Below are 19,602 nucleotides of genomic sequence, written 5' to 3' on the forward strand. Positions count from 1 at the left end.
CGAGCGCGTCAGCGCGATACGACGGGACGGGAAGGGGCGGAGGGGGCGAAAAACCACCCCACCTCACCCCTCCCGCAGCCCCTTCGCCAGCGTGCCCTCGCCCGCCACCGCGACACGCCCCGCGCGCACCCCGTCCAGCAGGCTCAAGTCTCCACGGCTTACGGCCTCGCACGTCCCCGTATCGAGCGACAACCGGACGTCCGGCTCCTCCCGGGCGGGACCGTCCCCGTACACGGGCCCACCCTCACCCCCCAGCCACACATGGAACTCCCCCTCGTCCAGGCGGACTTCCACCAGCCCGTCCCCCTCAAGACCCCGCAGCAGCGGCAACGCGAACCAGTGCGCCCGTACGGCATCCGTCGGCCGCCGGTCCCCCAGCTCGGCCGCGCCCCACTCCCCGAGCGCCTGCAGCACGGGAAGCAACTCGCATCCACGCGAGGTGAGTTCGTACACGTACGCCGCACCGGGCGGCGGAAGACGCCGCCGAGTCGTCAGCCCGTCCCGCTCCATGTCCTTGAGCCGGGAGGCGAGGACGTCCGTGCTCACGCCCGGCAGATCCGCGTGCAGGTCCGTGTAGCGGCGCGGTCCGCCGAGGAGTTCGCGGACGATCAGGAGGGTCCAGCGGTCACCGACGGCGTCGAGCGCGCGGGCAGCGGAACAGTACTGGTCGTAGCTTCGGCGAGGTGACATGCGACGCAGTCTAAACAACTTGTTGGACTTTCCAAGCGCCTACTTGGTAAAACCAAGCATCACAACGAACCGGAGGGCACAGCGCATGGAGTTCCGGCAGTCGAGCAAACTCAGCGAGGTCTGTTACGAGATCCGGGGCCCGGTGATCGAGCACGCCAACGCGCTGGAGGAGGCGGGCCACAGCGTGCTGCGCCTGAACACCGGCAACCCCGCGCTCTTCGGCTTCGAGGCGCCGGACGAGATCCTCCAGGACATGATCCGGATGCTCCCGCAGGCGCACGGCTACACGGACTCGCGCGGCATCCTCTCCGCCCGCCGCGCGGTCGCCCAGCGCTACCAGGACCGCGGCCTGGAGGTCGACGTCGACGACGTCTTCCTCGGAAACGGTGTCTCCGAGCTGGTGTCGATGGCTGTACAGGCGCTGGTCGAGGACGGCGACGAAGTCCTCATCCCTGCCCCTGACTTCCCCCTCTGGACGGCGGTGACCACGCTCGCCGGGGGCAAGGCCGTGCACTACCTCTGCGACGAACAGTCCGACTGGTACCCGGACTTGGCCGACATGGCCGCGAAGATCACCGACCGGACGCGTGCCGTCGTCATCATCAACCCCAACAACCCGACGGGAGCGGTGTACCCCAAGGAGATCATCGAGGGCATCCTCGACCTCGCCCGCCGCCACGGTCTGATGGTGTTCGCGGACGAGATCTACGACCAGATCCTGTACGACGACGCCGTGCACCACTCGGCCGCCGCGCTCGCCCCCGACCTCGTCGTCCTCACCTTCTGCGGCCTGTCGAAGACCTACCGCGTCGCCGGATTCCGTTCCGGCTGGCTGGTCGTCACGGGCCCCAAGCAGCACGCGCGCAGCTATCTGGAGGGCCTGACCATGCTCGCCTCCATGCGGCTGTGCGCCAACGCCCCCGCCCAGTACGCCATTCAGGCCGCGCTCGGCGGCCGCCAGTCCATCCATGAGCTGACCGCACCCGGGGGCCGCCTCCACGAACAGCGCGACCGCGCCTGGGAGAAGCTCAACGAGATCCCCGGCGTCTCCTGCGTGAAACCGAAGGGCGCGCTGTACGCCTTCCCGCGCATCGACCCCAAGGTCCACAAGATCCACGACGACGAGAAGTTCGTCCTCGACCTCCTCCTCCGCGAGAAGATCCAGGTCGTCCAGGGCACCGGCTTCAACTGGCCCCGCCCCGACCACTTCCGCATCCTCACCCTCCCGTACGCCGACGACCTGGACGCGGCGATCAGCCGGATCGGGCGGTTCCTGAGCGGGTACCGGCAGTAGGCCTGAGCGAGTGCCGGCGGTAGGCCCGGCAGTAGGGCCGACCGGCGCAGCCGGTGCTGCGACCGCCGCCGGCCGGTGTCACCGTACGAAGGACAGTCACGTGCGGAGGGACAGAAAGGGTTTCGGCGATGGGTGACCTTCTCCTCGTACGGCACGGTGAGACCGAGTGGTCGATCTCCGGGCGGCACACGGGGTCGACCGACGTCCCGCTGACCGAGAACGGGCGGGAGCAGGCGCGCAGGCTGGCTCCGCTGATCGCCCGGCACCACATCGCGGCGGCGTTCGTCAGCCCGATGCGGCGGGCCCGGGAGACGGCACAGCTGGCCGGGATCGGCGGGGCGAGGGTCGACGCGGACCTGTCCGAGTGGGACTACGGCGGGTACGAGGGGATCACGACCGTCGAGATCCACCGGTCGCGGCCCGACTGGTTCCTGTTCACGGACGGAGTGACCGCCGGCCCGCCCGAGCACCCCGGGGAGAGCCCTGAGGAGGTCGGGGCGCGCGCGGAACGGATGCTCGCCAAGATCGACGCCGCGCTCGCCGACGAGGAGGGCAGTGTGGTGGTCGTGTCGCACGGGCACTTCCTGCGGGTGCTGACCGCGCGTCGGCTGGGGCTGCCCGCCGGGGACGGCGCCCTGTTCCAGCTCGGCACCGGGACGATGAGCCGGCTGAGTACGGAGCACCGGCGGCATGTGGTGGCCGGCTGGAATGTCAGACCCGACTCGTACTGTTCTCATGGGCCGCTCTCCCCTGTGGGACAGGGGCCCGAGGACCACTGACCGGAGGCGGAGGGAGAGCGCCGTGACACGACCGCCGACCGCCGCGCAGCGCCGTGTCATCGACGCCGCCGATCCCGTGACCGGGCGGCTGAAGGGTACGGAGGCCCAGCTCGCCGCGCTGGTGAAGCGGGAGCTCGCCTTTCGGCATCCCCGGCCGCCGCACGACCACTTCCTGACGCCCGCCGGACATCGCATACGTGAGGCTCCCGAGCGCGAACCGGTCGCGGAGACGTCCGTGACCGCCGGCTCGGGGGTGTTCGCCGCGCGGATCGGCGGTGAGGAAGCGGCCGACGGCGGCCCCTCCCGGATACGCGAGGTGCACAGCGCCTGGCAGGGACTCCTTGAGATGCGCCGGATGACCAACCCCGACGGCGCCACGGACCGTCCGTGCGGGTGGGAACGTACGCATCTGGTGCAGGCCGCCGCGCTCGCCCTGGAGGCCGCCGGCCACCCACCCGCTGACGCGTCTGCCGGAAGTGCCGGCTATCGGGTGCGCGCGACACCTCAGCCGGAGGCCGTCGCCGTGCGCGAACCGAACCCCGGGGCCTTGCGCGCCTGCGCGGCCACGCTGGAGAAGGCGGGCTGGCAGGTCGGCGAGCACACGGAGCCGCGCACCGGGGCCCGGTATGTACTGGCTTCGCCCCGGCGCGTGTGAGGGAGCGGAATGGCTTGCTGTAGAAGGGAGTTGGACTGGATTGGATCAGACCTGACCGTCGTCGAAACCGTTAAGGGGAAGTCGTGGCAGAGCAGTTCTCCGTCGCAGTGACCGTCCGCGGGTACGAGACCGATGTACTGGGACACCTCAACCAGAGCGTCTATCTGCAGTACGCGGAGCACGCCCGCTGGGTGCTGCTGCAGGTGGCCGGGGTCAGCCAGACGGAGCTGGTGGGCAAGGGCGTGGGCCCGGTGGTCCTGGAGACGAACATCCGCTATCTGCGGGAGCTGCGCGCGGGCGACGAGGTCGAGGTGACGTGCGGCTTCACCTGGGGTGAGGGGAAGACCTTCCGGGTCGAGCAGACGATACGCAAGACGGACGGCACGGTTTCCGCCGAACTCACCAGTGTTGGAGGGCTGCTGGACCTCAAGCAGCGCAAGCTGGTCGCGGACCCTCGCGAGTACTTCCGGGCGCTGGCGACCGACCCGCTGATGTTCGGCCTCTGACCGGACGGCGCCGTCGCCACGCCCGGCCATGTCCCGAAGGCCGCCGCGCCTGCGTCACGGGCGCGCGTCCTCCGGGCACCCCGGCAGTGTCACCGTCACCGTCAGACCTCCTTCCTCGCGCGGGCGGGCGGCGGCCTCTCCACCGTGGGCGCGGGCGATGGAGCGGACGATGGACAGGCCGAGCCCCGCACCCTTCGAGGTGAGCACGCGGTCGCTGCCGAGGCGGCGGAAGGGTTCGAAGAGGGCGGGGAGTTCGTACGGCGGCACGGCGGGACCGGAGTTGGTGACCTCCACCTCCACCCGGCCCTCGTCGTTCGTGCGGCTGACCACCTGCACCCAGCCCCCGTCGCCGGTGTTGTGCCGGATGCCGTTCTCGACCAGGTTGTGGACGAGGCGTTCGAGGAGCAGCGCGTCACCGCGTACGGGCGCCTCCTCGGCCTTGTCCTGGACGGTGACTCCGGAGCGCTCCGCCTCGCCCGCGATCTGGCCCGTCACGTGGGTCACCACGTCGGCGAGGTCGACGGGCAGCCGTTCGGCGATCTCGTTCTCCGAGCGGGCGAGGAGCAGTAGGCCGGTGATCAGCCGCTCGTGCCGGGTGTTGATCTCCAGGAGGTTCTCGCCGAGCTGCCGTACGTCCTCGGAGGCCGTCTTGCGGTGCATGGCCACCTCGACCAGCGCGCGGCCCAGGGTCAGCGGGGTGCGCAGTTCGTGGGAGGCGTTGGCGACGAAGCGGCGCTGGCCGTCGAAGGAGCGGTCGAGGCGCTCGACCATGGTGTCGAAGGTGTCGGCGAGATCCTTGACCTCGTCGTCGGGGCCGCGCAGCGCGATGCGTTCGTGAAGGCCGCGGTCGGCGGCGGGCGAGCTGGCGATGCGGTGCGCGGTGTCCGTGACCCGGTGCAGCGGGGCCAGCACGCGTCCCGCGATCAGCCAGCCGAATCCGGCCGCGGCGCCGCCGACGACCAGCAGCGCGAAGCCCCCCTGGGTGAGCAGTGAGCTGGTGGCGACGTCGCGGAGCCGGTCGCGCTCGGCACCCATCCATTTGTCGAGGTCGGTGAAGTCCGACGGCGGTGCCGAGCCCGCGCCGGTGACGAGTGTCCGCTCGTTCTGCGGTTCGCCGGTCGGTTGGGCGGAGGGCGTGCCGGTGCCCGTCAGCGTCCCGGAGAGGACCTTCTGCCCGGAGCCGTCGAGCTGCTGGGTGAGCAGGGCGTAGGTGACACCGAGCAAGACCACACCGCCCGCGAAGAAGAGGCCGCCGTAGATCATGGTGAGGCGGGCGCGCAGGGTGATCCGGCGCGGAAGGAACCGACGGCGACGTCGGGCGCGTCCCGTCGGCTGCGGCTCGACTCCGTTCACCGGACCGCTGACGGCGCCGCCCTTCGCCGGACCGTTCGGGACACCGCTCACCGGACCGCCCACAGCACCGTTCGACACACCGTTCACGACACCGTTCGACGAATCGCTCACGGGATCCGGTACCCGACGCCCGTGACGGTCTCCACCACGGCCGGGTCTCCGAGCTTGCGGCGCAGCTTGAGCACCGCGAGACGGACGGCCCCGGTGAAGGGGTCGGCGTGTTCGTCCCACGCCTTCTCAAGGAGCTGCTCGGCGGACACCGCGGCCCCTTCGGCTCTCAGCAACTCGGCCAGCACCGCGAACTCCTTCTTCGACAGAGGGACGTAACGGCTGCCCCGGAACACCTCGCCGCGGGCCGGGTCCAGGGTGAGCCCCGCCCGGCGCAGCACCGGAGGTGCCGCGGGCCGCGACCTTCGCCCCAACGCCAGGACGCGGGCGGTGAGTTCGGCGAAGGCGAAGGGTTTGACGAGATAGTCGTCGGCGCCGAGGCCGAGCCCGAAGACTCGGTCGGTGACCTCGGCCGCCGCCGTGAGCATCAGCACCCGCGCGCTCGACTCGGAGGCGACCAGCTCGCGGCACACGTCGTCGCCGTGCACCAGCGGCAGGTCCCGGTCGAGCACCACCACGTCGTAGTCGACGACCGTCGCACGCTCCAGTGCCGCCGCACCGTCATACGCCGTGTCGACGGCGTGGGCATGGCCGCGCAGCCACTCCGCAATCGCGTCGGCGAGCATCGGTTCGTCCTCGACCACCAGGACCCGCATCCGGTCACACCTCTCTCTGGGCGGAGCGCTCCGCAGGGACAGGGTGCCGGGAGCCGCGTTTCCTTTCTGTTAGTGATCGTCCCCGCGCGTGCGCCGAACACGGCCCGCGTGGGCCCGAACACAGCCCACTGGGCACTCAAGTGGCTTGGAAACGCCAGGGAAACGCCCGGTCCTGTTCCCTCCTGGCGAGTGGCCGGAGAACTCCTCCGGTCCCGACCTGAGGAGACGACGCGATGCGGATGCGGACCCGCGGCACACTGGCCGCCCTCCCGCTGGCTCTCGCCCTGGTGCTTGCCCTGTCCCTTTCGGGGTGTGGTTCCGAGGGCGACGCCGAGGCGACCGGTGCGACTGCCAGCAAGAGCTCGCTGGACGACCAGGGGGTGAAGTTCGCGCAGTGTCTGCGCGAGCACGGCGTGGACGTGGAGGACCCGGAGCCCGGCAAGGGCCTCCGGATCACCGGCAAGCTGCCCAAGGGCGAGGTCGACAAAGCGATGGAGGCCTGCCGCAAGTACGACCCCATGCAGAACGGGGAGGCCAGTGCCGACCCCGAGATGGAGGAGCGGATACGCAAGCTCTCCCAGTGCATGCGCGACAACGGGGTGGAGGAATTCCCCGACCCCGAGCCCGGCAGCGCGGGGATCCAGATCAATCAGGACGTCGCCGAGGACCCCGACTTCGCGAAGGCCCAGAAGACATGCGACAAGTACGCCCCTGCCGGCGGCGAAGGCCCCTCCAACGACAAGGCCGACGATGAGTGAGGCCGCGGTCGTGCCCGACGACACCTCTCCCGAGCACACCCCATCCGAAACCCCGCGCGAGCAGGCGCAACTCGCGGCACAGTCCGAGCGGGCGCACGCCGAAACCCAGGCCGAGCACGCACAACCCGAAGCACGGTCCGAGCGGGCGCATACCGAAACCCAGCCCGAGCACGCACCGCGCGAAACCGAGCCACAGCAGGCGCAACCCGACCCCCAGCCCGACCCGGCACAGACCGAGTCCCAGTCCGACCCGGCACGGTCCGACCGCCGGTCCGCCCCCGCACAGACCGAGCCGAGCCACCCCAGGCGTCACAGGCGCCGCGGTCGCAAGGCCGTCATCGCCGTAGGCGTCATCGCCGCGGTCGGCGGAGCGGCGGCCGCCGGTCTCGGGCTCGCCGGACGCGACGGGTCCGGCGGCGGGTCCGCCACCCAACTCCCCCCGGCCACCGCCGATGTGACCCGCCAGACCCTCAAGGACAGCCAGTCCGAGGACGGCGAACTCGGCTACGGTACGGCGACCTCCGCGACCGGCCGCATCCCGGGCACGGTCACCGAACTCCCCGATGCGGGCGAGGAGATCACCCGGGGCAGGACCTTGTACGAGGTCGACGACAGGCCCGTAACCCTGATGTACGGCGCGACTCCCGCGTACCGCGACCTGAAGCCCGGCGTCGAGGGCGCGGACGTCAAGGCACTGGAGCGGAACCTCGACGCGCTCGGCTACTCCGGCTTCACGGTGGACGAGGAGTACACGGACGCGACCGCCGACGCGGTGGAGGAGTGGCAGGAGGACCGGGGTCTGGACGAGACCGGTGCCGTCGAGCTGGGCCGGGTGGTGTTCGCGCCGGCCGCCGTGCGCGTGGACGCCGTCGACGCCGAGGAGGGCGCCGCGACGGGCCCGGGCCAGAAGGTGCTGTCGTACACCGGCACCACCCAGGTCGTCACGCTCGAACTCGACACCGCCGACCAGCGGTTGGCGAAGAAGGGCACGAAGGTCGCCGTCGAGCTGCCGGACGGTACGAGCGTCGAGGGCCGGATCGAGGACGTCTCCACCGAGATCGATCCCGGCGACGGCGGGGAGCAGGACCCGACGACCAAGGTGAAGGTGACCGTCGCGCTGGACGGCGCCAAGGCGCAGAAAGCGGCCGCGTCCTACGTACTGGCCGCCGTCAATGTCTTCTTCACGGCGGGCGAGCGCAAGAACGTCCTGACCGTTCCGATCGCCGCGCTCGTGGCGCTTCCGGAGGGCGGTTTCGGCGTCGAGGTCGTACGGGGGTCGACCACGGCGTACGTGTCTGTCGAGACGGGCCTGTTCGCGAACGGGCGGGTGGAGATCACCGGCGAGGGCATCACCGAGGGCACGAGGGTGGGGGTGCCCGCATGATCTCGCTGACCGATGTCACCAAGGTCTACCCGGGCGGCGTCACCGCGCTGGCCGGGGTGTCTCTGACGATCACGCGCGGTGAACTCGTCGCCATCGTGGGCCCGTCGGGCTCCGGCAAGTCGACCATGCTGCACATGCTCGGCACCCTCGACCGACCCTCGTCGGGCAGTGTCCGGGTCGAGGGGTACGACGCGGGTGCCCTGTCGGACGCGCGGCTGTCGGCGCTGCGGGCGCGTCGGATCGGTTTCGTCTTCCAGCGGTTCCATCTGGCGGGCGGGACAACGGCGTTGGAGAACGTGGCCGACGGTCTGCTCTACTCCGGGCTGCGGCCCGCGGAGCGCCGCCGTCGCGCCGCGCAGGCGCTGCGCAGGGTGGGTCTTGGCCACCGTATGCACCACGAGCCGCAGGAGTTGTCCGGCGGCGAGCGCCAGCGGGTGGCGGTCGCCCGCGCGGTCGCCGGGGATCCTCCGCTGCTGCTCGCCGACGAGCCGACGGGGGCGCTGGACTCCGTGTCGGGCCTGGGCGTGATGCGGCTGCTGCGCGAACTGCACGCCACCGGGACCACGGTCGTGATCATCACCCATGACCGGGAGATCGCCGACTCGCTGCCACGGCGGGTGCGGATGCGGGACGGCCGGGTGGTCGAGGACTCGGCCCATGCGGCCACCGACGTGGCGCGGGAGGCGATCCGATGACCACGGAAGCGACACGCGTGACCACCGACGTCCTGCGCCCTGCCCACCTCGGCCCCGCCGACGTCGTCAGAGTCGGTGCCGTCGGGCTGCGCACCCGGCCGCTGCGGGCCTTCCTGTCGGCGCTCGGCATCGCGATCGGTATCGCGGCGATGGTCGCCGTGGTCGGCATCTCGTCCTCGTCCCGCGCCGATCTCAACCGCGCCCTTGCGGCTCTGGGCACCAATCTGCTCACGGTGTCACCGGGCTCCACCCTGACCGGCGGAGTGGCTCAACTCCCTTCTACGGCCGAGGACATGGTGTCCCGCATCGACGGTGTGGAGGCCGTGTCGGCGGTCGGCAGGGCCGAGGACGCCAAGGTCTACCGCACCGACCGGATCCCCGAGGCACAGACGAACGGGATCGCGGTGTACGCGGCCCGCACGTCTCTACGGGCCACCATCGGCGCGGAGTTGGCGAGCGGGACCTGGCTGAACGGAGGCACGGGCCGGTACCCGGCGACGGTGCTCGGCGCGACGGCCGCCCAGCGGCTCGGGATCGGGCACGCGAGCCCGGAAACCCAGGTGCTGGTCGGCGGCACCTGGTTCACCGTGGTCGGGATTCTCCAACCGTCTGAGCTGACACCGGAGTTGGACACGGCGGCGCTGGTCGGCTGGCCCGTGGCCGCGTCGGAGCTGGCGTTCGACGGACATGCGACGACGGTCTACACCCGCTCGGCCGACGCGTCCGTGACGACGGTTCGCGAGGTCCTGGGCGCCACCGCCAACCCCGAGGCACCGAGCGAGGTCCAGGTGTCCCGGCCCTCTGACGCACTCGCCGCCAAGCAGGCCGCGGGTGAGGCGTTCACCGGGCTGCTGCTCGGCCTGGGGGCGGTCGCCCTGCTCGTCGGCGGGGTGGGGGTGGCGAACACGATGGTCATCTCGGTCCTTGAGCGACGGGCGGAGATCGGGCTGCGCCGCTCGCTGGGCGCGACGCGCGGGCAGATCCGTACGCAGTTCCTCGCCGAGTCCCTGCTGTTGTCCGCCCTCGGCGGCGCGGCCGGCGCCCTGCTTGGCCTGGCCGTCACCACCGGGTACGCGCTCTACCAGGGCTGGCCGACCGTCGTGCCGCCCTGGGCGCTGGCCGGCGGCGTCGCGGCCACGCTGGTGATCGGCGGACTGGCCGGGCTGTACCCGGCGATCCGGGCGTCGCGCCTCTCCCCGACCGAGGCACTCGCGACTCCGTAGCGGAGGGACCAGCGCGTCCCGACGGATGGGCCTACGCGTCCAGCAGCTCCGGCCGGTGCTGGACGTCGTAGGCCGCTCGCGACTCGGCGATCGTGACGCGGTGCCGCTCGGCCCAGTCCGTCAGGGACAGCAGCGTCTCGTGCAACTCGCGGGCGACCGGGGTGAGTTCGTACTCCACCTTCGGCGGCACCGTCGGATGGACGGTGCGTGTGACGAGTCCGTCGCGCTCCAGGTTGCGCAGCGTGAGGGAGAGCATGCGGCGGCTGATGCCCTCCACGCTGCGCTCCAGTTCGGTGAACCGGATCGGGCCGTGGGCGGCTGCCACGATGATCAGCACGCTCCATTTCCCGGCGACCCTGTCAAGAACTTCGCGGACCGGGCACGCCTGCGCGAGCACTGCCTGCGCGGTAACACCGGTGTTCCTCTGGGACATCGAAGTGCCTCCTTATGCCGGACTCCAGGGTCACCCACGATGAACCCCGTTACAAGTCGTGCACCTATGGAGAACGCCGAGGTCATCGCCATGCATTTCCGAACCGCGTCACCGGCACCACGAACATACTCCCGCTGGGCGTCCCTGGTCGTGCTGTGCGCGGGCACGCTGATGACGATCCTGGACGGGAACATCGTCACGGTCGCGATGCCCGCGATCCAGAGCGACCTCGGCTTCTCGGGCCCTGGTCTCGCCTGGGTGGTCAACGCGTATCTGATTCCGTTCGGCGGACTGCTCCTGCTCGTGGGGCGGCTCGGTGATCTGGTGGGCCGCAAGCGGATGTTCGTCGCCGGGCTCGCCGTGTTCACCGCGGCGTCCGTGCTGTGCGGGGTCGCCACCAGCCAGGGCATGCTGGTCGCGGCCCGCGCGCTGCAGGGCGTCGGCGGGGCGATGACCTCGGCGGTCGTCCTCGGCATGCTGGTCGCTCTCTTCCCCGAGCCCCGCGAACAGGCCCGCGCGATCGCGGTGTTCAGCGCGGTCGGTGCGGCGGGCGGGGCGCTCGGCACCTTCCTCGGCGGGGCGCTGACGCAGGCGATCGGCTGGCACTGGATCTTCCTGATCAACCTGCCGATCGGGGTGGTGGCGCTGGTCGCCGCGCTGCGAATCCTCGCCCCCGATCAGGGGTTCGGCCTCGGCAAGGGCGCCGACTATCCCGGGGCGGCGCTGGTCACGGGCGCGCTGATGCTGACCGTGTACGCGATCGTCGGCGCCGGTGAACGCGCGCTCGGCACCACGCTCACCCTCGCCGCCGTGTCGCTCGCCCTCTTCATCGGCTTCACCGTGCGGCAGGCGTGGGCCGCACGCCCCCTGCTGCGGCTGCGGCTCTTCCGCTCCCGTGCCCTGACGGGTGCGAACAGCGTCCAGATCCTCATGATCGCGGGAATGTACGGTTTCCAGTTCATCGGCGCGCTCTACCTCCAACGCGTCCTGGGCTACAGCGAGTTGCTCACCGGCACGGCGTTCCTGCCCGCGCCGATCGCGATCGGGGTGCTGATGCTGAGCCTGTCGGCGCGCACGATCGCCCGTTTCGGCCCGTACCGGGTGCTGCTCGCCGGGCTCGTCCTCATCACCGCGGGCATGGCCCTGTTGAGCCGGGCTCCGGCCGACGGCACGTACCTCGCCGACGTCCTGCCGCCGCTGCTTCTCCTCGCCGCCGGTTTCGCGGCCTCGATGCCCGCGGTCACCGGGCTCGCCATGTCGGGAGCCCGTGAGGAGGACGCGGGACTGGCCTCCGGGCTCTTCAACACCACGCAGGTGGTGGGCGGTTCACTGGGCCTCGCGGTCCTCACGACGCTGGCGGCGAGCCGGACGGAGCGGCTGCTCGGCGAGGGGGAGCGCCTGGTCGCGGCGACGGCTGACGGCTATCGGCTGGCGTTCAGCGTGGGCATGGGGATCACCGCGACCGCGTTGGTGCTGGCGGCGGTGCTGCTGAGGCCGGCGCGTGTCTCCTCCTCCGCGGCCAGGGAGGAGGAGGAGACACCCGGGGCCGGCCGTCAGTCCCGTGCGAAGGCCTCCCTGTGATCGCGCGCCCACTGGGCATAGGTACGCGGCTCACGGCCCAGTACCTGCCGTACGTCCTCGGTCAGCACGGCGTTCCCGCCCCTGCGGACGTACGCCGTGCCCGCCAGGACTCCTTCGGCGTAGGTCTCGGACATGCCGGCCTCGATGAACTGCTCGCGGAGCGCGTCCGGGGGTACGTCGACGGTGGCGACCGGGCCGCCGAGAACCTCGGAGAGGGCGGCGGCCTGGTCGGAGGTGGTGAGGAGCTCGGGTCCGGTCAGGGTGTAGGTGCGGCCGGTGTGCCCCGGCGCGAGCAACGCCTCGGCCGCGACCTCGGAGACGTCACGCGGGTCGATGACACCCTGTGTGCCCGCCCCGGTCATGTTGGGCACCGGGTTGCCGGAGTGGATCGCCTCCGCCCAGCTCAGCGTGTTGGAGGCGAACGACGAGGGACGCAGTACGGTCCACTCCAACTCGCTTGTCTGGACGGCCTGTTCGCCGCCGAGGTGCCAGTGGCCGACGGGGCCGAGGGCCGGGTCGCCGGTACCGATGGCGGAGAGTTTCACGACCCGGCGTACGCCCGCCGCCCGCGCCGCCGCGACCAGCGCCGCGTCGGCGTCCGCGTCGCCGGGGCCGAGGACGCCGACGGCGAAGAGGGCGGACACCCCGGACATGGCGGCCTCGACGGACGCGGGCTCGTGGTAGTCGCCGCGGACCACCTCGACCCCGGCCGGCACCCTTGCGCGGGTGGGGTCCCGGGTCAGCGCGCGGGCCTTCTCGCCGCGCGCCGCGAGTCGCCGCAGAAGTTCACTGCCGATGGTGCCCGTGGCACCGGTCACTAGGATCATGTCCCTCACCGTGCCGAGCCGGTGCGGCCGGCCGCTAGGAAATTCCGGCACGGTTCCCGGGCCCGGCGGACGCTCCGGCGCGATTACGGTGGAGGAGTGACCACCACGGATGAGACGACGAAGCCCGGCGCGAGCGGTCTCACCGAGACGCGCCTGCCGCTGCCCGGGGTGCTCCGCCCCTGGTTCGTCGACGCCGCCTTCACATCCGTCGACGGCGAGCTGCGCGAACCGTTCACCCATGTCCCGGACGCGGTGACGAAGATGGTGGTGCGGGTCGAGGAGAACGGCCGCCGCGATGTCCTGGTCGTCGGACCGCGCACCCGCGCCTCGTACCACGCGAGCAAGCGGCTGGCCTCCTGCGTGCAGCTGCGCCTCGGTCCCGGCGCGGCCCGCCCGCTGCTCGGCGTACCGGCGGTCGATCTCGTCGGCAAGGTCGCACCGCTCGGCGACTTCCCCGGCGCCCACGCTCGCCAACTGGCCGACGAACTCCTCCCGTTGGACCCTGAGCGGGTTATGCCCCACCTGACGGAGACCCTGCCGGAACGGCTCACCCCAGCCGACCCGGCACGTACGGAACTGCTACGCGCGGCGGTCGAGGCGATGTCGACGGACACGGGCCATCTACCCGTGGGCGTACGGGAGTTGGCCGGACACCTCGCCGTCAGCGAACGCCAGTTGCGCAACCTCTTCGCGGACGGTGTCGGCGTCTCCCCCAAGCACTACGCCCGCATCGCCCGCGTACGGCACATCCTCACGCACGCGCACAGCGCGCCGGAGACCCCCTGGGCCCAACTGGCCACCGCCACCGGGTACTACGACCAGTCGCACATGGCCGCCGACTTCCGCACCCTGATGGGCGTCCCGCCCACCTCATTCTTCACCGGCCGCCTCCCCGAGGCCCAGCCCTGCCAGGCCTACCGCCGCGCCTGAAATCCAGGTGCGACACGTCGCTGCCCGCTGCCATGCTCCGACATCATGGCCACCCGCAGAATCAAGCCAAGTCTCTACATCTCCGTGGACATCGAAGCGGACGGTCCGATCCCGGGCCCCTACTCGATGCTGAGCTTCGGCGCGGCCGTGGCCGGTCGCCAGGACGCCGACGGTTTCACCGCGGCCGACCCGGAGGAGCGGACCTTCTACCGTGAACTCCGGCCGATCGGCGAGGAGTTCGTTCCCGAGGCGCTGGCCGTGAGCGGACTCGACCGTGAGCGCCTGGTGCGTGAGGGGGCCGAACCGGGCGTGGCGCTCGCCGAGTTCAGCGAGTGGGTGCGCCAGGTCTCGGTCGGGGCGCAGCCCGTGATGTGCGGCTACCCGGCGATGTACGACTGGACGTTCCTGTACTGGTATCTGATCCGCTTCACCGGGGCGAGCCCCTTCGGGCACTCCGGCTGCCTCGACATGAAGACGCTCTACGCGACGAAGGCCGCCCTCCCGCTGCGTGCGGTCGCCAAGGGCACCATGCCGCGTGACCTGCTGTCCCGCCGGCGGCATACGCACCACGCTCTCGACGACGCGGTCGAGCAGGCCGAGCTGCTTGCGAACCTGATGGCGTGGCAAGGGCCCGCGTCGGCACGCCTGCCCGAATGAACTAGTGGTTCCCAGCTCCTCCCTGACGGGTATACGTCACTCGCATTCTCTGGTAGGAAACTTTCCTAACAGTACGCGTGAACGACAACTCCCCCTTCGGAGGTACCGTGCACACCCCCCACATACGCACGTCACGCCGCACGCTGCTCGCGGTGATCGGAGCCTCTCTGGTGACAGGCCCGCTCATCGCGACCCAGTCCGCGACCGCCGCGGCGACCGGTCTGGACGACCCGGCGAAGAAGGAGATCGCCATGAAGCTGGTGTCCAGCGCGGAGAACTCCTCGCTGGACTGGAAGGCGCAGTACGGGTACATCGAGGACATCGGCGACGGGCGCGGCTACACCGCCGGGATCATCGGCTTCTGCTCGGGCACCGGCGACATGCTCGACCTCGTCGAGCTGTACGCGCAGCGCAAGCCCGGCAACGTACTCGCGAAATACCTGCCCGCCCTGCGCAACGTGGACGGCAGCGATTCGCACGACGGCCTGGACCCCGGCTTCCCCGGGGACTGGCGCAGGGCGGCCCAGGACTCGGCGTTCCAGCAGGCCCAGAACGACGAGCGCGACCGCGTCTACTTCAACCCTGCCGTCGGGCAGGGCAAGGCCGACGGCATAGGCGTCCTCGGCCAGTTCGCCTACTACGACGCCATCGTGATGCACGGCAACGGCGGCGACAGCACCAGCTTCGGCAGCATCCGCAGGCGGGCCCTGTCCAGTGCCCGGCCGCCTTCCCAGGGTGGCAACGAGGTGACGTATCTCAACGCGTTCCTCGACGCGCGCGTCTGGGCGATGAAGCAGGAGGAGGCGCACGAGGACACCAGCCGGGTCGACACCGCGCAGCGGGTCTTCCTGCGGAACCGGAACCTGAACCTGAATCCGCCGCTGGACTGGCAGGTGTACGGGGACAGTTACCACATCGGCTGACCCTGGCCGGGAGTACGGCGGAGGGCGCGACACCCCCGGGTGCCGCGCCCTCCGTATGCCCGAGGCGCAAGTGAGCTGAGACGTCAGTGGGCCGGGACCGCCTTGAGGTCCTCGCCCGCCTCCATGGGGTGGGTCACGTCGTCCGCGTCCTGTCCCTTGCCCAGGTGGTTGAAGACGAGGTTGAGGAGCACGGCCGCCACGCACCCGGTCGAGATCCCCGAGTCCAGGACGATCTTCGCCGTCTCCGGGAAGGCGTGGTAGAACTCCGGCGCCGTGATCGGGATGATGCCGACGGCCAGCGACACGGCGACGATCAGGACGTTGTTGTCCTTCTCCAGGCCCGCTCGTACGAGGGTCTGGATGCCGCTGGCCGCGACCGAGCCGAAGAGGACGACGCCCGCGCCGCCGAGAACGGGACGCGGTACGACGGCGATCAGCGAGGCGGCCATGGGGCACAGGCCCATCAGTACGAGGAAACCGCCGCCGGTGGCGACGACGTACCGGCTGCGGATCCTGGTCATCGCGACCAGGCCGATGTTCTGCGCGAAGGCGCTGCACATGAAGCCGTTGAAGAGCGGGCTGATCGCCGAGCCGAGGGTGTCGGCGCGCAGGCCCGCCGCGATGGTCTTCTCGTCGGCCGGGCGCTCGACGATCTCGCCCAACGCCAGCATGTCCGCGGTCGATTCGGTCATCGAGACCACCATGACCACGATCATCGAGACGATCGCGGCGACCTGGAACTGCGGGGCGCCGAAGTGGAACGGCGTCGGGAAGCCGACGATGTCCGCGTCGGCCACCGGGCTGAAGTCCGTGACGCCGAACGGGATCGCGACGAGGGTGCCGATGACGAGGCCGAGCAGCACGGCGATCTGCTTGACGAAGCCGCGGGTGAAGCGGCGCAGGAGCAGCACGATGACGAGGGTGGCGGCGGCCAGGCCCAGGTAGGTCGTCGAACCGTAGTCGTCCGCCGCGGGGTTGGGCCCCTGCGCCCAGCCGAAGGCGACCGGAAGGAGCGAGACGCCGATCAGCGTGATGACGGTGCCGGTGACGACGGGTGGGAAGAAGCGGACCGCCTTGCTGAAGAAGGGGGCGGCTATGAATCCGAGGACGCCCGCGACGATGACCGCGCCGAAGATGACCGGCAGGGCGTCGCTCTTGTCCTCGGTGGAGGCGACGACCGCGGTCATGGGCGCGACGCCGGCGAAGGTGACGCCGTTGACGAACGGAAGCCTGGCGCCGATCTTCCAGATGCCGATCGTCTGGAGGAAGGTGGCGAGGCCCGCGGTGAAGAGGCAGGCACCGGTGAGGAAGGTGAGTTCGGTGCCGGAGAGGCCGATGGCCGCCCCGACGATCAGCGGCGGGGCGACGACTCCCGCGTACATGGCGGCCACGTGTTGCAGACCCGTGGTGGCCATCTTGAGTGCGGGGAGTTTCTCGTCAACGGGGTGGGCGGTCACGGTGGTTCCTCCGGGTCAGCTAACACGTCGGCTCTGACGTGGGTTTCATGGAGGTGGTGCGCGGTCGTGCGGGACCGGGGGGACGGATCGCCTCAAAAAGGGCAACAGTGACCGTCCCGGGACGCACACGTCCGTGCACGCCCCGGAAACGGCCGCCATGGACCCCGCTCGGGTCCACGGCTACCGGTCGAGGGCCGTCCCCCTCGACCGGAGATCTTCAACCGGTCAGCCCTGTGCGGCGATCCGCGCGAGTCGCTGGGCCTCTTCCCGCGTGGAGCGGGCGATCGCGTCCTCGTCGACGTGCAACAGGCGGTTGTCCTCGACGATCTGGCGGCCGTTCACGAACGACGCCGTGACCGGGGCCGCCGCGCCGAAGACCAGTGCGGTCACCGGGTCGGCGATCGAGGCGTGGGCCAGGGTGTCGAGCTTCCACAGCACGAGGTCGGCGAGCTTGCCCGCCTCAAGGGAGCCGATCTCCGCGGCCCTGCCGAGGACTTGGGCGCCGCCGTAGGTGCCCAGGCGCAGCGCCTGACGGGCGTTGAGGGCGGCCTCGCGGTGGGCACCGAGGCGGTTGATGAGGAGCGCGTTGCGCAGTTCGGTGTGGAGTTCGCCGGACTCGTTGGAGGCGGTGCCGTCGACGCCGAGGCCGACCGGGACACCGGCCGCGAGCATGTCGGGGACACGCGCGATCCCGGCGGCCAGACGGGCGTTGGAGGACGGGCAGTGGGCGACACCGGTCTTCGTACGGGCGAAGGCGGCGATGTCGGAGTCGTTCATGTGGACGCAGTGCGCCATCCACACGTCCTCGCCGAGCCAGCCCGTCGACTCGAAGTAGTCGGTCGGGCCCATGCCGAACAGTTCCTTGCAGAACTGCTCCTCCTCCACGGTCTCCGAGCCGTGCGTGTGCAGCCGTACGCCCTTGCGGCGGGCCAACTCGGCGCCCTGCCGCATCAGTTCGGTGGACACGGAGAAGGGTGAGCAGGGCGCGACGGCGATCTGCGTCATCGCGCCGAAGGAGGCGTCGTGGTGCTCGTCGACGGTCGCCTCGGTGGCGGCGAGCGCCCCTTCGAGGGTCTCGACGGCGAAGTCCGGCGGCAGTCCGCCGTCCTTCTCGCTGCGGTCCATGGAGCCGCGGGCGAGGGTGAAGCGGACGCCCGTCTCGCGCGCGGCCCGGATGATCGAGCCGGACAGGTCGCCGGAGCCCTTGGGGAAGACGTAGTGGTGGTCCATGGCGGTGGTGACACCGCCGCGGGCCAGCATGGCGAGGGAGCCCTGCGCCGCCGCGTACGTCATCTGCTCGTCGATGCGCGCCCAGGTCGGGTAGAGCGCGACGAGCCAGTTGAAGAGGTTGTGGTCCGTGGCGAGGCCCCGGGTGATCCACTGGTAGAAGTGGTGGTGGGTGTTGACCAGGCCGGGGGTGGCCAGGTGTCCGGTGCCGTCGATGCGGCGGACCACGTTCTCCAGGTTCTCGGGGGCCTTTCCGGCGCCCACCGACTCGATCTTGTTGTCGGCGACGACGATGTGGCCCGAGGTGTACTCGGTGTCACCCGCGTCCACGGTCGCGATGGAACAGTTCTCGATCACGATGCGCGAAGCTGCCACGGCGGTTCCTCGTTCTTCCCATTGGCGGACGGACCCGGGGGTCGAGCGGGGTGACGACCGGGTCCGTGGTGCTGTTGTTGCGCAGATGCCCCCGCTCTCCCCTGGGATCTTGACGCCGGCGCACGCGTCGGGGCTGGAGCAGCAGGGCCGCTGGATGCGGTCCTACAGGTTGGTGAGGTCCACCGGGATCTTCGGCTCGACTCCGTCGCGCAGGACGGTGGCCTCGATGAGGCCGTACGGGCGGTCGGCCGCGAAGTAGACCTCATTGTCGTTCTCGAGCCCGAACGGCTTGAGATCCACCAGGAAGTGGTGCTTGTTCGGGAGCGAGAAGCGGACCTCGTCGATCTCACTGCGGTTGTTGATGATCCGCGAGCCCATTTGGTACAGGGTCTGTTGGAGGGAGAGCGAGTACGTCTCCGCGAAGGCCTGGAGCATGTGCTTCCTGACCTGGTCGTAGGACTTCTCCCAGTTGGGCATCTTCTGCTCGTCGCCGGACCAGTTGAAGCGCCAGCGGGCGGAGACCTGGGTGGCCAGGATGCGGTCGTAGGCCTCGGGGAGCGTCGTGTACTTGTCCTTGACGTAGCCCCAGAACTCGGAGTTCGTCGAGTTCATCACCACGAGGTCCTTCAGCCCGGAGATGATCTCCCACGACGAACCGTCATAGGTGATCTGGGTGACCCGGGTCTCCTGGCCCTTGCGGACGAAGGAGTGCTTGACCTCGTCGGCGCCGATGAACTTCGAGTTGGCGTCCGAGGTCTCGATGCGCTCCCAGGAGTACTCCTCGATCCGGATGCGCGCCGTCTTGATCGGCTCCTGGCTCGTCACGAAGTGCCGGGCCAGGTGGATGCCGAACTGTTCGGCGGACTCGATGCCGTGCTCCTTGGCGAAGGCGTACACCGTGTTCTTGGTGGTGTCCGTAGGCAGGACGTTCGCGTTGGAGCCCGAGAGGTGGACCTCCTGCATGTCGCCGCTCAGCGCGACCGACACGTTCAGGTCCTTGATGTGGTGCGTGTCGCCGTCGCGGGTGATCTTGACGACGCGGTTCTCGGCCTTGCCGTACTGGTTCTGTCCCAGAATCGTGGGCATGTCTG

The 19,602-nt window shown here is 70.5% G+C and carries 20 protein-coding genes; 12 read left to right on the forward strand and 8 right to left on the reverse strand.

The features are described 5' to 3' along the window. Positions 1–63: 63 nt before the first annotated feature. Entirely contained in the window at positions 64–690 is a 627-nt protein-coding gene (locus OG266_RS08955; protein WP_371544352.1) for a winged helix-turn-helix transcriptional regulator, read from the reverse strand. 85 nt (positions 691–775) lie between these two features. Here OG266_RS08955 and OG266_RS08960 point away from each other — a divergent pair, with 85 nt between their 5' ends. From OG266_RS08960 to OG266_RS08975, 4 genes are all read left to right on the forward strand, one after another. Further along, positions 776–1,984 (forward strand): pyridoxal phosphate-dependent aminotransferase, encoded by a 1,209-nt coding sequence (locus tag OG266_RS08960; RefSeq protein ID WP_329544771.1) that lies wholly within the window; start codon positions 776–778, stop codon positions 1,982–1,984. 128 nt (positions 1,985–2,112) lie between these two features. Further along, complete coding sequence (locus OG266_RS08965) at positions 2,113–2,763, forward strand: histidine phosphatase family protein (protein WP_371544355.1); 651 nt, start codon at positions 2,113–2,115, stop codon at positions 2,761–2,763. Positions 2,764–2,785: 22 nt separating this feature from the next. After that, positions 2,786–3,418 (forward strand): hypothetical protein, encoded by a 633-nt coding sequence (locus OG266_RS08970; protein ID WP_371544358.1) that lies wholly within the window; start codon positions 2,786–2,788, stop codon positions 3,416–3,418. Between the two features lie 83 nt (positions 3,419–3,501). Next, positions 3,502–3,924 carry an acyl-CoA thioesterase gene (locus tag OG266_RS08975; protein ID WP_371544360.1) on the forward strand — a complete coding sequence of 141 codons (423 nt, stop codon included), beginning with the start codon at positions 3,502–3,504 and terminating at the stop codon, positions 3,922–3,924. 54 nt (positions 3,925–3,978) lie between these two features. Here OG266_RS08975 and OG266_RS08980 read toward each other — a convergent pair whose 3' ends face one another. Beyond that, positions 3,979–5,187 carry a sensor histidine kinase gene (locus OG266_RS08980; protein ID WP_371552716.1) on the reverse strand — a complete coding sequence of 403 codons (1,209 nt, stop codon included), beginning with the start codon at positions 5,185–5,187 and terminating at the stop codon, positions 3,979–3,981. Positions 5,188–5,384: 197 nt separating this feature from the next. Further along, a complete protein-coding gene (locus OG266_RS08985) occupies positions 5,385–6,041 on the reverse strand; it encodes a response regulator transcription factor (protein ID WP_266473680.1) in 657 nt (218 codons plus the stop codon). Between the two features lie 233 nt (positions 6,042–6,274). Between OG266_RS08985 and OG266_RS08990 the strand changes: the two genes are divergently transcribed. From OG266_RS08990 to OG266_RS09005, 4 genes are read left to right on the forward strand one after another with little or no spacing between them, the layout of a single operon-like run. Continuing rightward, positions 6,275–6,799 (forward strand): hypothetical protein, encoded by a 525-nt coding sequence (locus tag OG266_RS08990; protein ID WP_371544363.1) that lies wholly within the window; start codon positions 6,275–6,277, stop codon positions 6,797–6,799. After that, positions 6,792–8,183 carry an efflux RND transporter periplasmic adaptor subunit gene (locus OG266_RS08995; RefSeq protein WP_371544366.1) on the forward strand — a complete coding sequence of 464 codons (1,392 nt, stop codon included), beginning with the start codon at positions 6,792–6,794 and terminating at the stop codon, positions 8,181–8,183. The genes OG266_RS08990 and OG266_RS08995 overlap by 8 nt, the downstream gene beginning before the upstream one ends. Beyond that, positions 8,180–8,878 carry an ABC transporter ATP-binding protein gene (locus tag OG266_RS09000; RefSeq protein ID WP_371544369.1) on the forward strand — a complete coding sequence of 233 codons (699 nt, stop codon included), beginning with the start codon at positions 8,180–8,182 and terminating at the stop codon, positions 8,876–8,878. The genes OG266_RS08995 and OG266_RS09000 overlap by 4 nt, the downstream gene beginning before the upstream one ends. After that, positions 8,875–10,101 carry an ABC transporter permease gene (locus tag OG266_RS09005; RefSeq protein WP_371544372.1) on the forward strand — a complete coding sequence of 409 codons (1,227 nt, stop codon included), beginning with the start codon at positions 8,875–8,877 and terminating at the stop codon, positions 10,099–10,101. The genes OG266_RS09000 and OG266_RS09005 overlap by 4 nt, the downstream gene beginning before the upstream one ends. Positions 10,102–10,132: 31 nt before the next feature. On the opposite strand, the gene OG266_RS09010 is transcribed toward OG266_RS09005, so the two are convergent. Continuing rightward, the gene (locus tag OG266_RS09010; protein WP_266473687.1) at positions 10,133–10,534 is read right to left on the reverse strand and encodes a helix-turn-helix domain-containing protein; all 402 of its coding nucleotides are present in this window, start codon (positions 10,532–10,534) and stop codon (positions 10,133–10,135) included. A 90-nt stretch (positions 10,535–10,624) separates the two neighbouring features. Between OG266_RS09010 and OG266_RS09015 the strand changes: the two genes are divergently transcribed. Beyond that, entirely contained in the window at positions 10,625–12,115 is a 1,491-nt protein-coding gene (locus tag OG266_RS09015) for an MFS transporter (protein WP_371544374.1), read from the forward strand. Here OG266_RS09015 and OG266_RS09020 read toward each other — a convergent pair. Continuing rightward, entirely contained in the window at positions 12,088–12,942 is an 855-nt protein-coding gene (locus OG266_RS09020; RefSeq protein WP_371544377.1) for an NAD(P)H-binding protein, read from the reverse strand. The two genes, OG266_RS09015 and OG266_RS09020, sit on opposite strands and share 28 nt — an antisense overlap. Before the next feature lie 96 nt (positions 12,943–13,038). Here OG266_RS09020 and OG266_RS09025 point away from each other — a divergent pair, with 96 nt between their 5' ends. The 3 genes from OG266_RS09025 to OG266_RS09035 all read left to right on the forward strand — a co-directional run bounded on the left by OG266_RS09025 (position 13,039) and on the right by OG266_RS09035 (position 15,452). After that, positions 13,039–13,872, forward strand: a complete 834-nt coding sequence (locus OG266_RS09025) for a helix-turn-helix domain-containing protein (protein WP_371544380.1) — start codon at positions 13,039–13,041, stop codon at positions 13,870–13,872. 45 nt (positions 13,873–13,917) lie between these two features. After that, the gene (locus OG266_RS09030; protein ID WP_371544382.1) at positions 13,918–14,529 is read left to right on the forward strand and encodes an exonuclease; all 612 of its coding nucleotides are present in this window, start codon (positions 13,918–13,920) and stop codon (positions 14,527–14,529) included. 107 nt (positions 14,530–14,636) lie between these two features. After that, a complete protein-coding gene (locus OG266_RS09035; RefSeq protein ID WP_266473696.1) occupies positions 14,637–15,452 on the forward strand; it encodes a chitosanase in 816 nt (271 codons plus the stop codon). Between the two features lie 83 nt (positions 15,453–15,535). On the opposite strand, the gene OG266_RS09040 is transcribed toward OG266_RS09035, so the two are convergent. The 3 genes from OG266_RS09040 to pucL form a co-directional block, all read right to left on the reverse strand. Next, positions 15,536–16,909, reverse strand: coding sequence for a nucleobase:cation symporter-2 family protein (locus OG266_RS09040; protein ID WP_266473698.1), 1,374 nt, complete (start codon positions 16,907–16,909; stop codon positions 15,536–15,538). 225 nt (positions 16,910–17,134) lie between these two features. After that, positions 17,135–18,511 (reverse strand): 8-oxoguanine deaminase, encoded by a 1,377-nt coding sequence (locus tag OG266_RS09045; protein WP_266473700.1) that lies wholly within the window; start codon positions 18,509–18,511, stop codon positions 17,135–17,137. Between the two features lie 162 nt (positions 18,512–18,673). Beyond that, positions 18,674–19,597, reverse strand: a complete 924-nt coding sequence (pucL, locus tag OG266_RS09050) for a factor-independent urate hydroxylase (RefSeq protein ID WP_266473702.1) — start codon at positions 19,595–19,597, stop codon at positions 18,674–18,676. Between the last annotated feature and the right edge of the window lie 5 nt (positions 19,598–19,602).

Origin of the sequence: Streptomyces sp. NBC_00554 (genome assembly GCF_041431135.1) — a bacterium.
In the GTDB taxonomy this organism is placed as follows: Bacteria; Actinomycetota; Actinomycetes; order Streptomycetales; family Streptomycetaceae; genus Streptomyces.

What these genes read in the sequence shown, in the direction of transcription:
- OG266_RS08955 (WP_371544352.1), bottom strand. Translation starts at nt 690, where the DNA reads ATGTCACCTCGCCGAAGCTACGACCAGTACTGTTCCGCTGCCCGCGCG.
- OG266_RS09015 (WP_371544374.1), top strand. Translation starts at nt 10,625, where the DNA reads ATGCATTTCCGAACCGCGTCACCGGCACCACGAACATACTCCCGCTGG.
- OG266_RS09005 (WP_371544372.1), top strand. Translation starts at nt 8,875, where the DNA reads ATGACCACGGAAGCGACACGCGTGACCACCGACGTCCTGCGCCCTGCC.
- OG266_RS09030 (WP_371544382.1), top strand. Translation starts at nt 13,918, where the DNA reads ATGGCCACCCGCAGAATCAAGCCAAGTCTCTACATCTCCGTGGACATC.
- pucL (WP_266473702.1), bottom strand. Translation starts at nt 19,597, where the DNA reads ATGCCCACGATTCTGGGACAGAACCAGTACGGCAAGGCCGAGAACCGC.
- OG266_RS08985 (WP_266473680.1), bottom strand. Translation starts at nt 6,041, where the DNA reads ATGCGGGTCCTGGTGGTCGAGGACGAACCGATGCTCGCCGACGCGATT.
- OG266_RS08980 (WP_371552716.1), bottom strand. Translation starts at nt 5,187, where the DNA reads ATGATCTACGGCGGCCTCTTCTTCGCGGGCGGTGTGGTCTTGCTCGGT.
- OG266_RS08960 (WP_329544771.1), top strand. Translation starts at nt 776, where the DNA reads ATGGAGTTCCGGCAGTCGAGCAAACTCAGCGAGGTCTGTTACGAGATC.
- OG266_RS08990 (WP_371544363.1), top strand. Translation starts at nt 6,275, where the DNA reads ATGCGGATGCGGACCCGCGGCACACTGGCCGCCCTCCCGCTGGCTCTC.
- OG266_RS09000 (WP_371544369.1), top strand. Translation starts at nt 8,180, where the DNA reads ATGATCTCGCTGACCGATGTCACCAAGGTCTACCCGGGCGGCGTCACC.
- OG266_RS08965 (WP_371544355.1), top strand. Translation starts at nt 2,113, where the DNA reads ATGGGTGACCTTCTCCTCGTACGGCACGGTGAGACCGAGTGGTCGATC.
- OG266_RS09020 (WP_371544377.1), bottom strand. Translation starts at nt 12,942, where the DNA reads ATGATCCTAGTGACCGGTGCCACGGGCACCATCGGCAGTGAACTTCTG.
- OG266_RS08995 (WP_371544366.1), top strand. Translation starts at nt 6,792, where the DNA reads ATGAGTGAGGCCGCGGTCGTGCCCGACGACACCTCTCCCGAGCACACC.
- OG266_RS09010 (WP_266473687.1), bottom strand. Translation starts at nt 10,534, where the DNA reads ATGTCCCAGAGGAACACCGGTGTTACCGCGCAGGCAGTGCTCGCGCAG.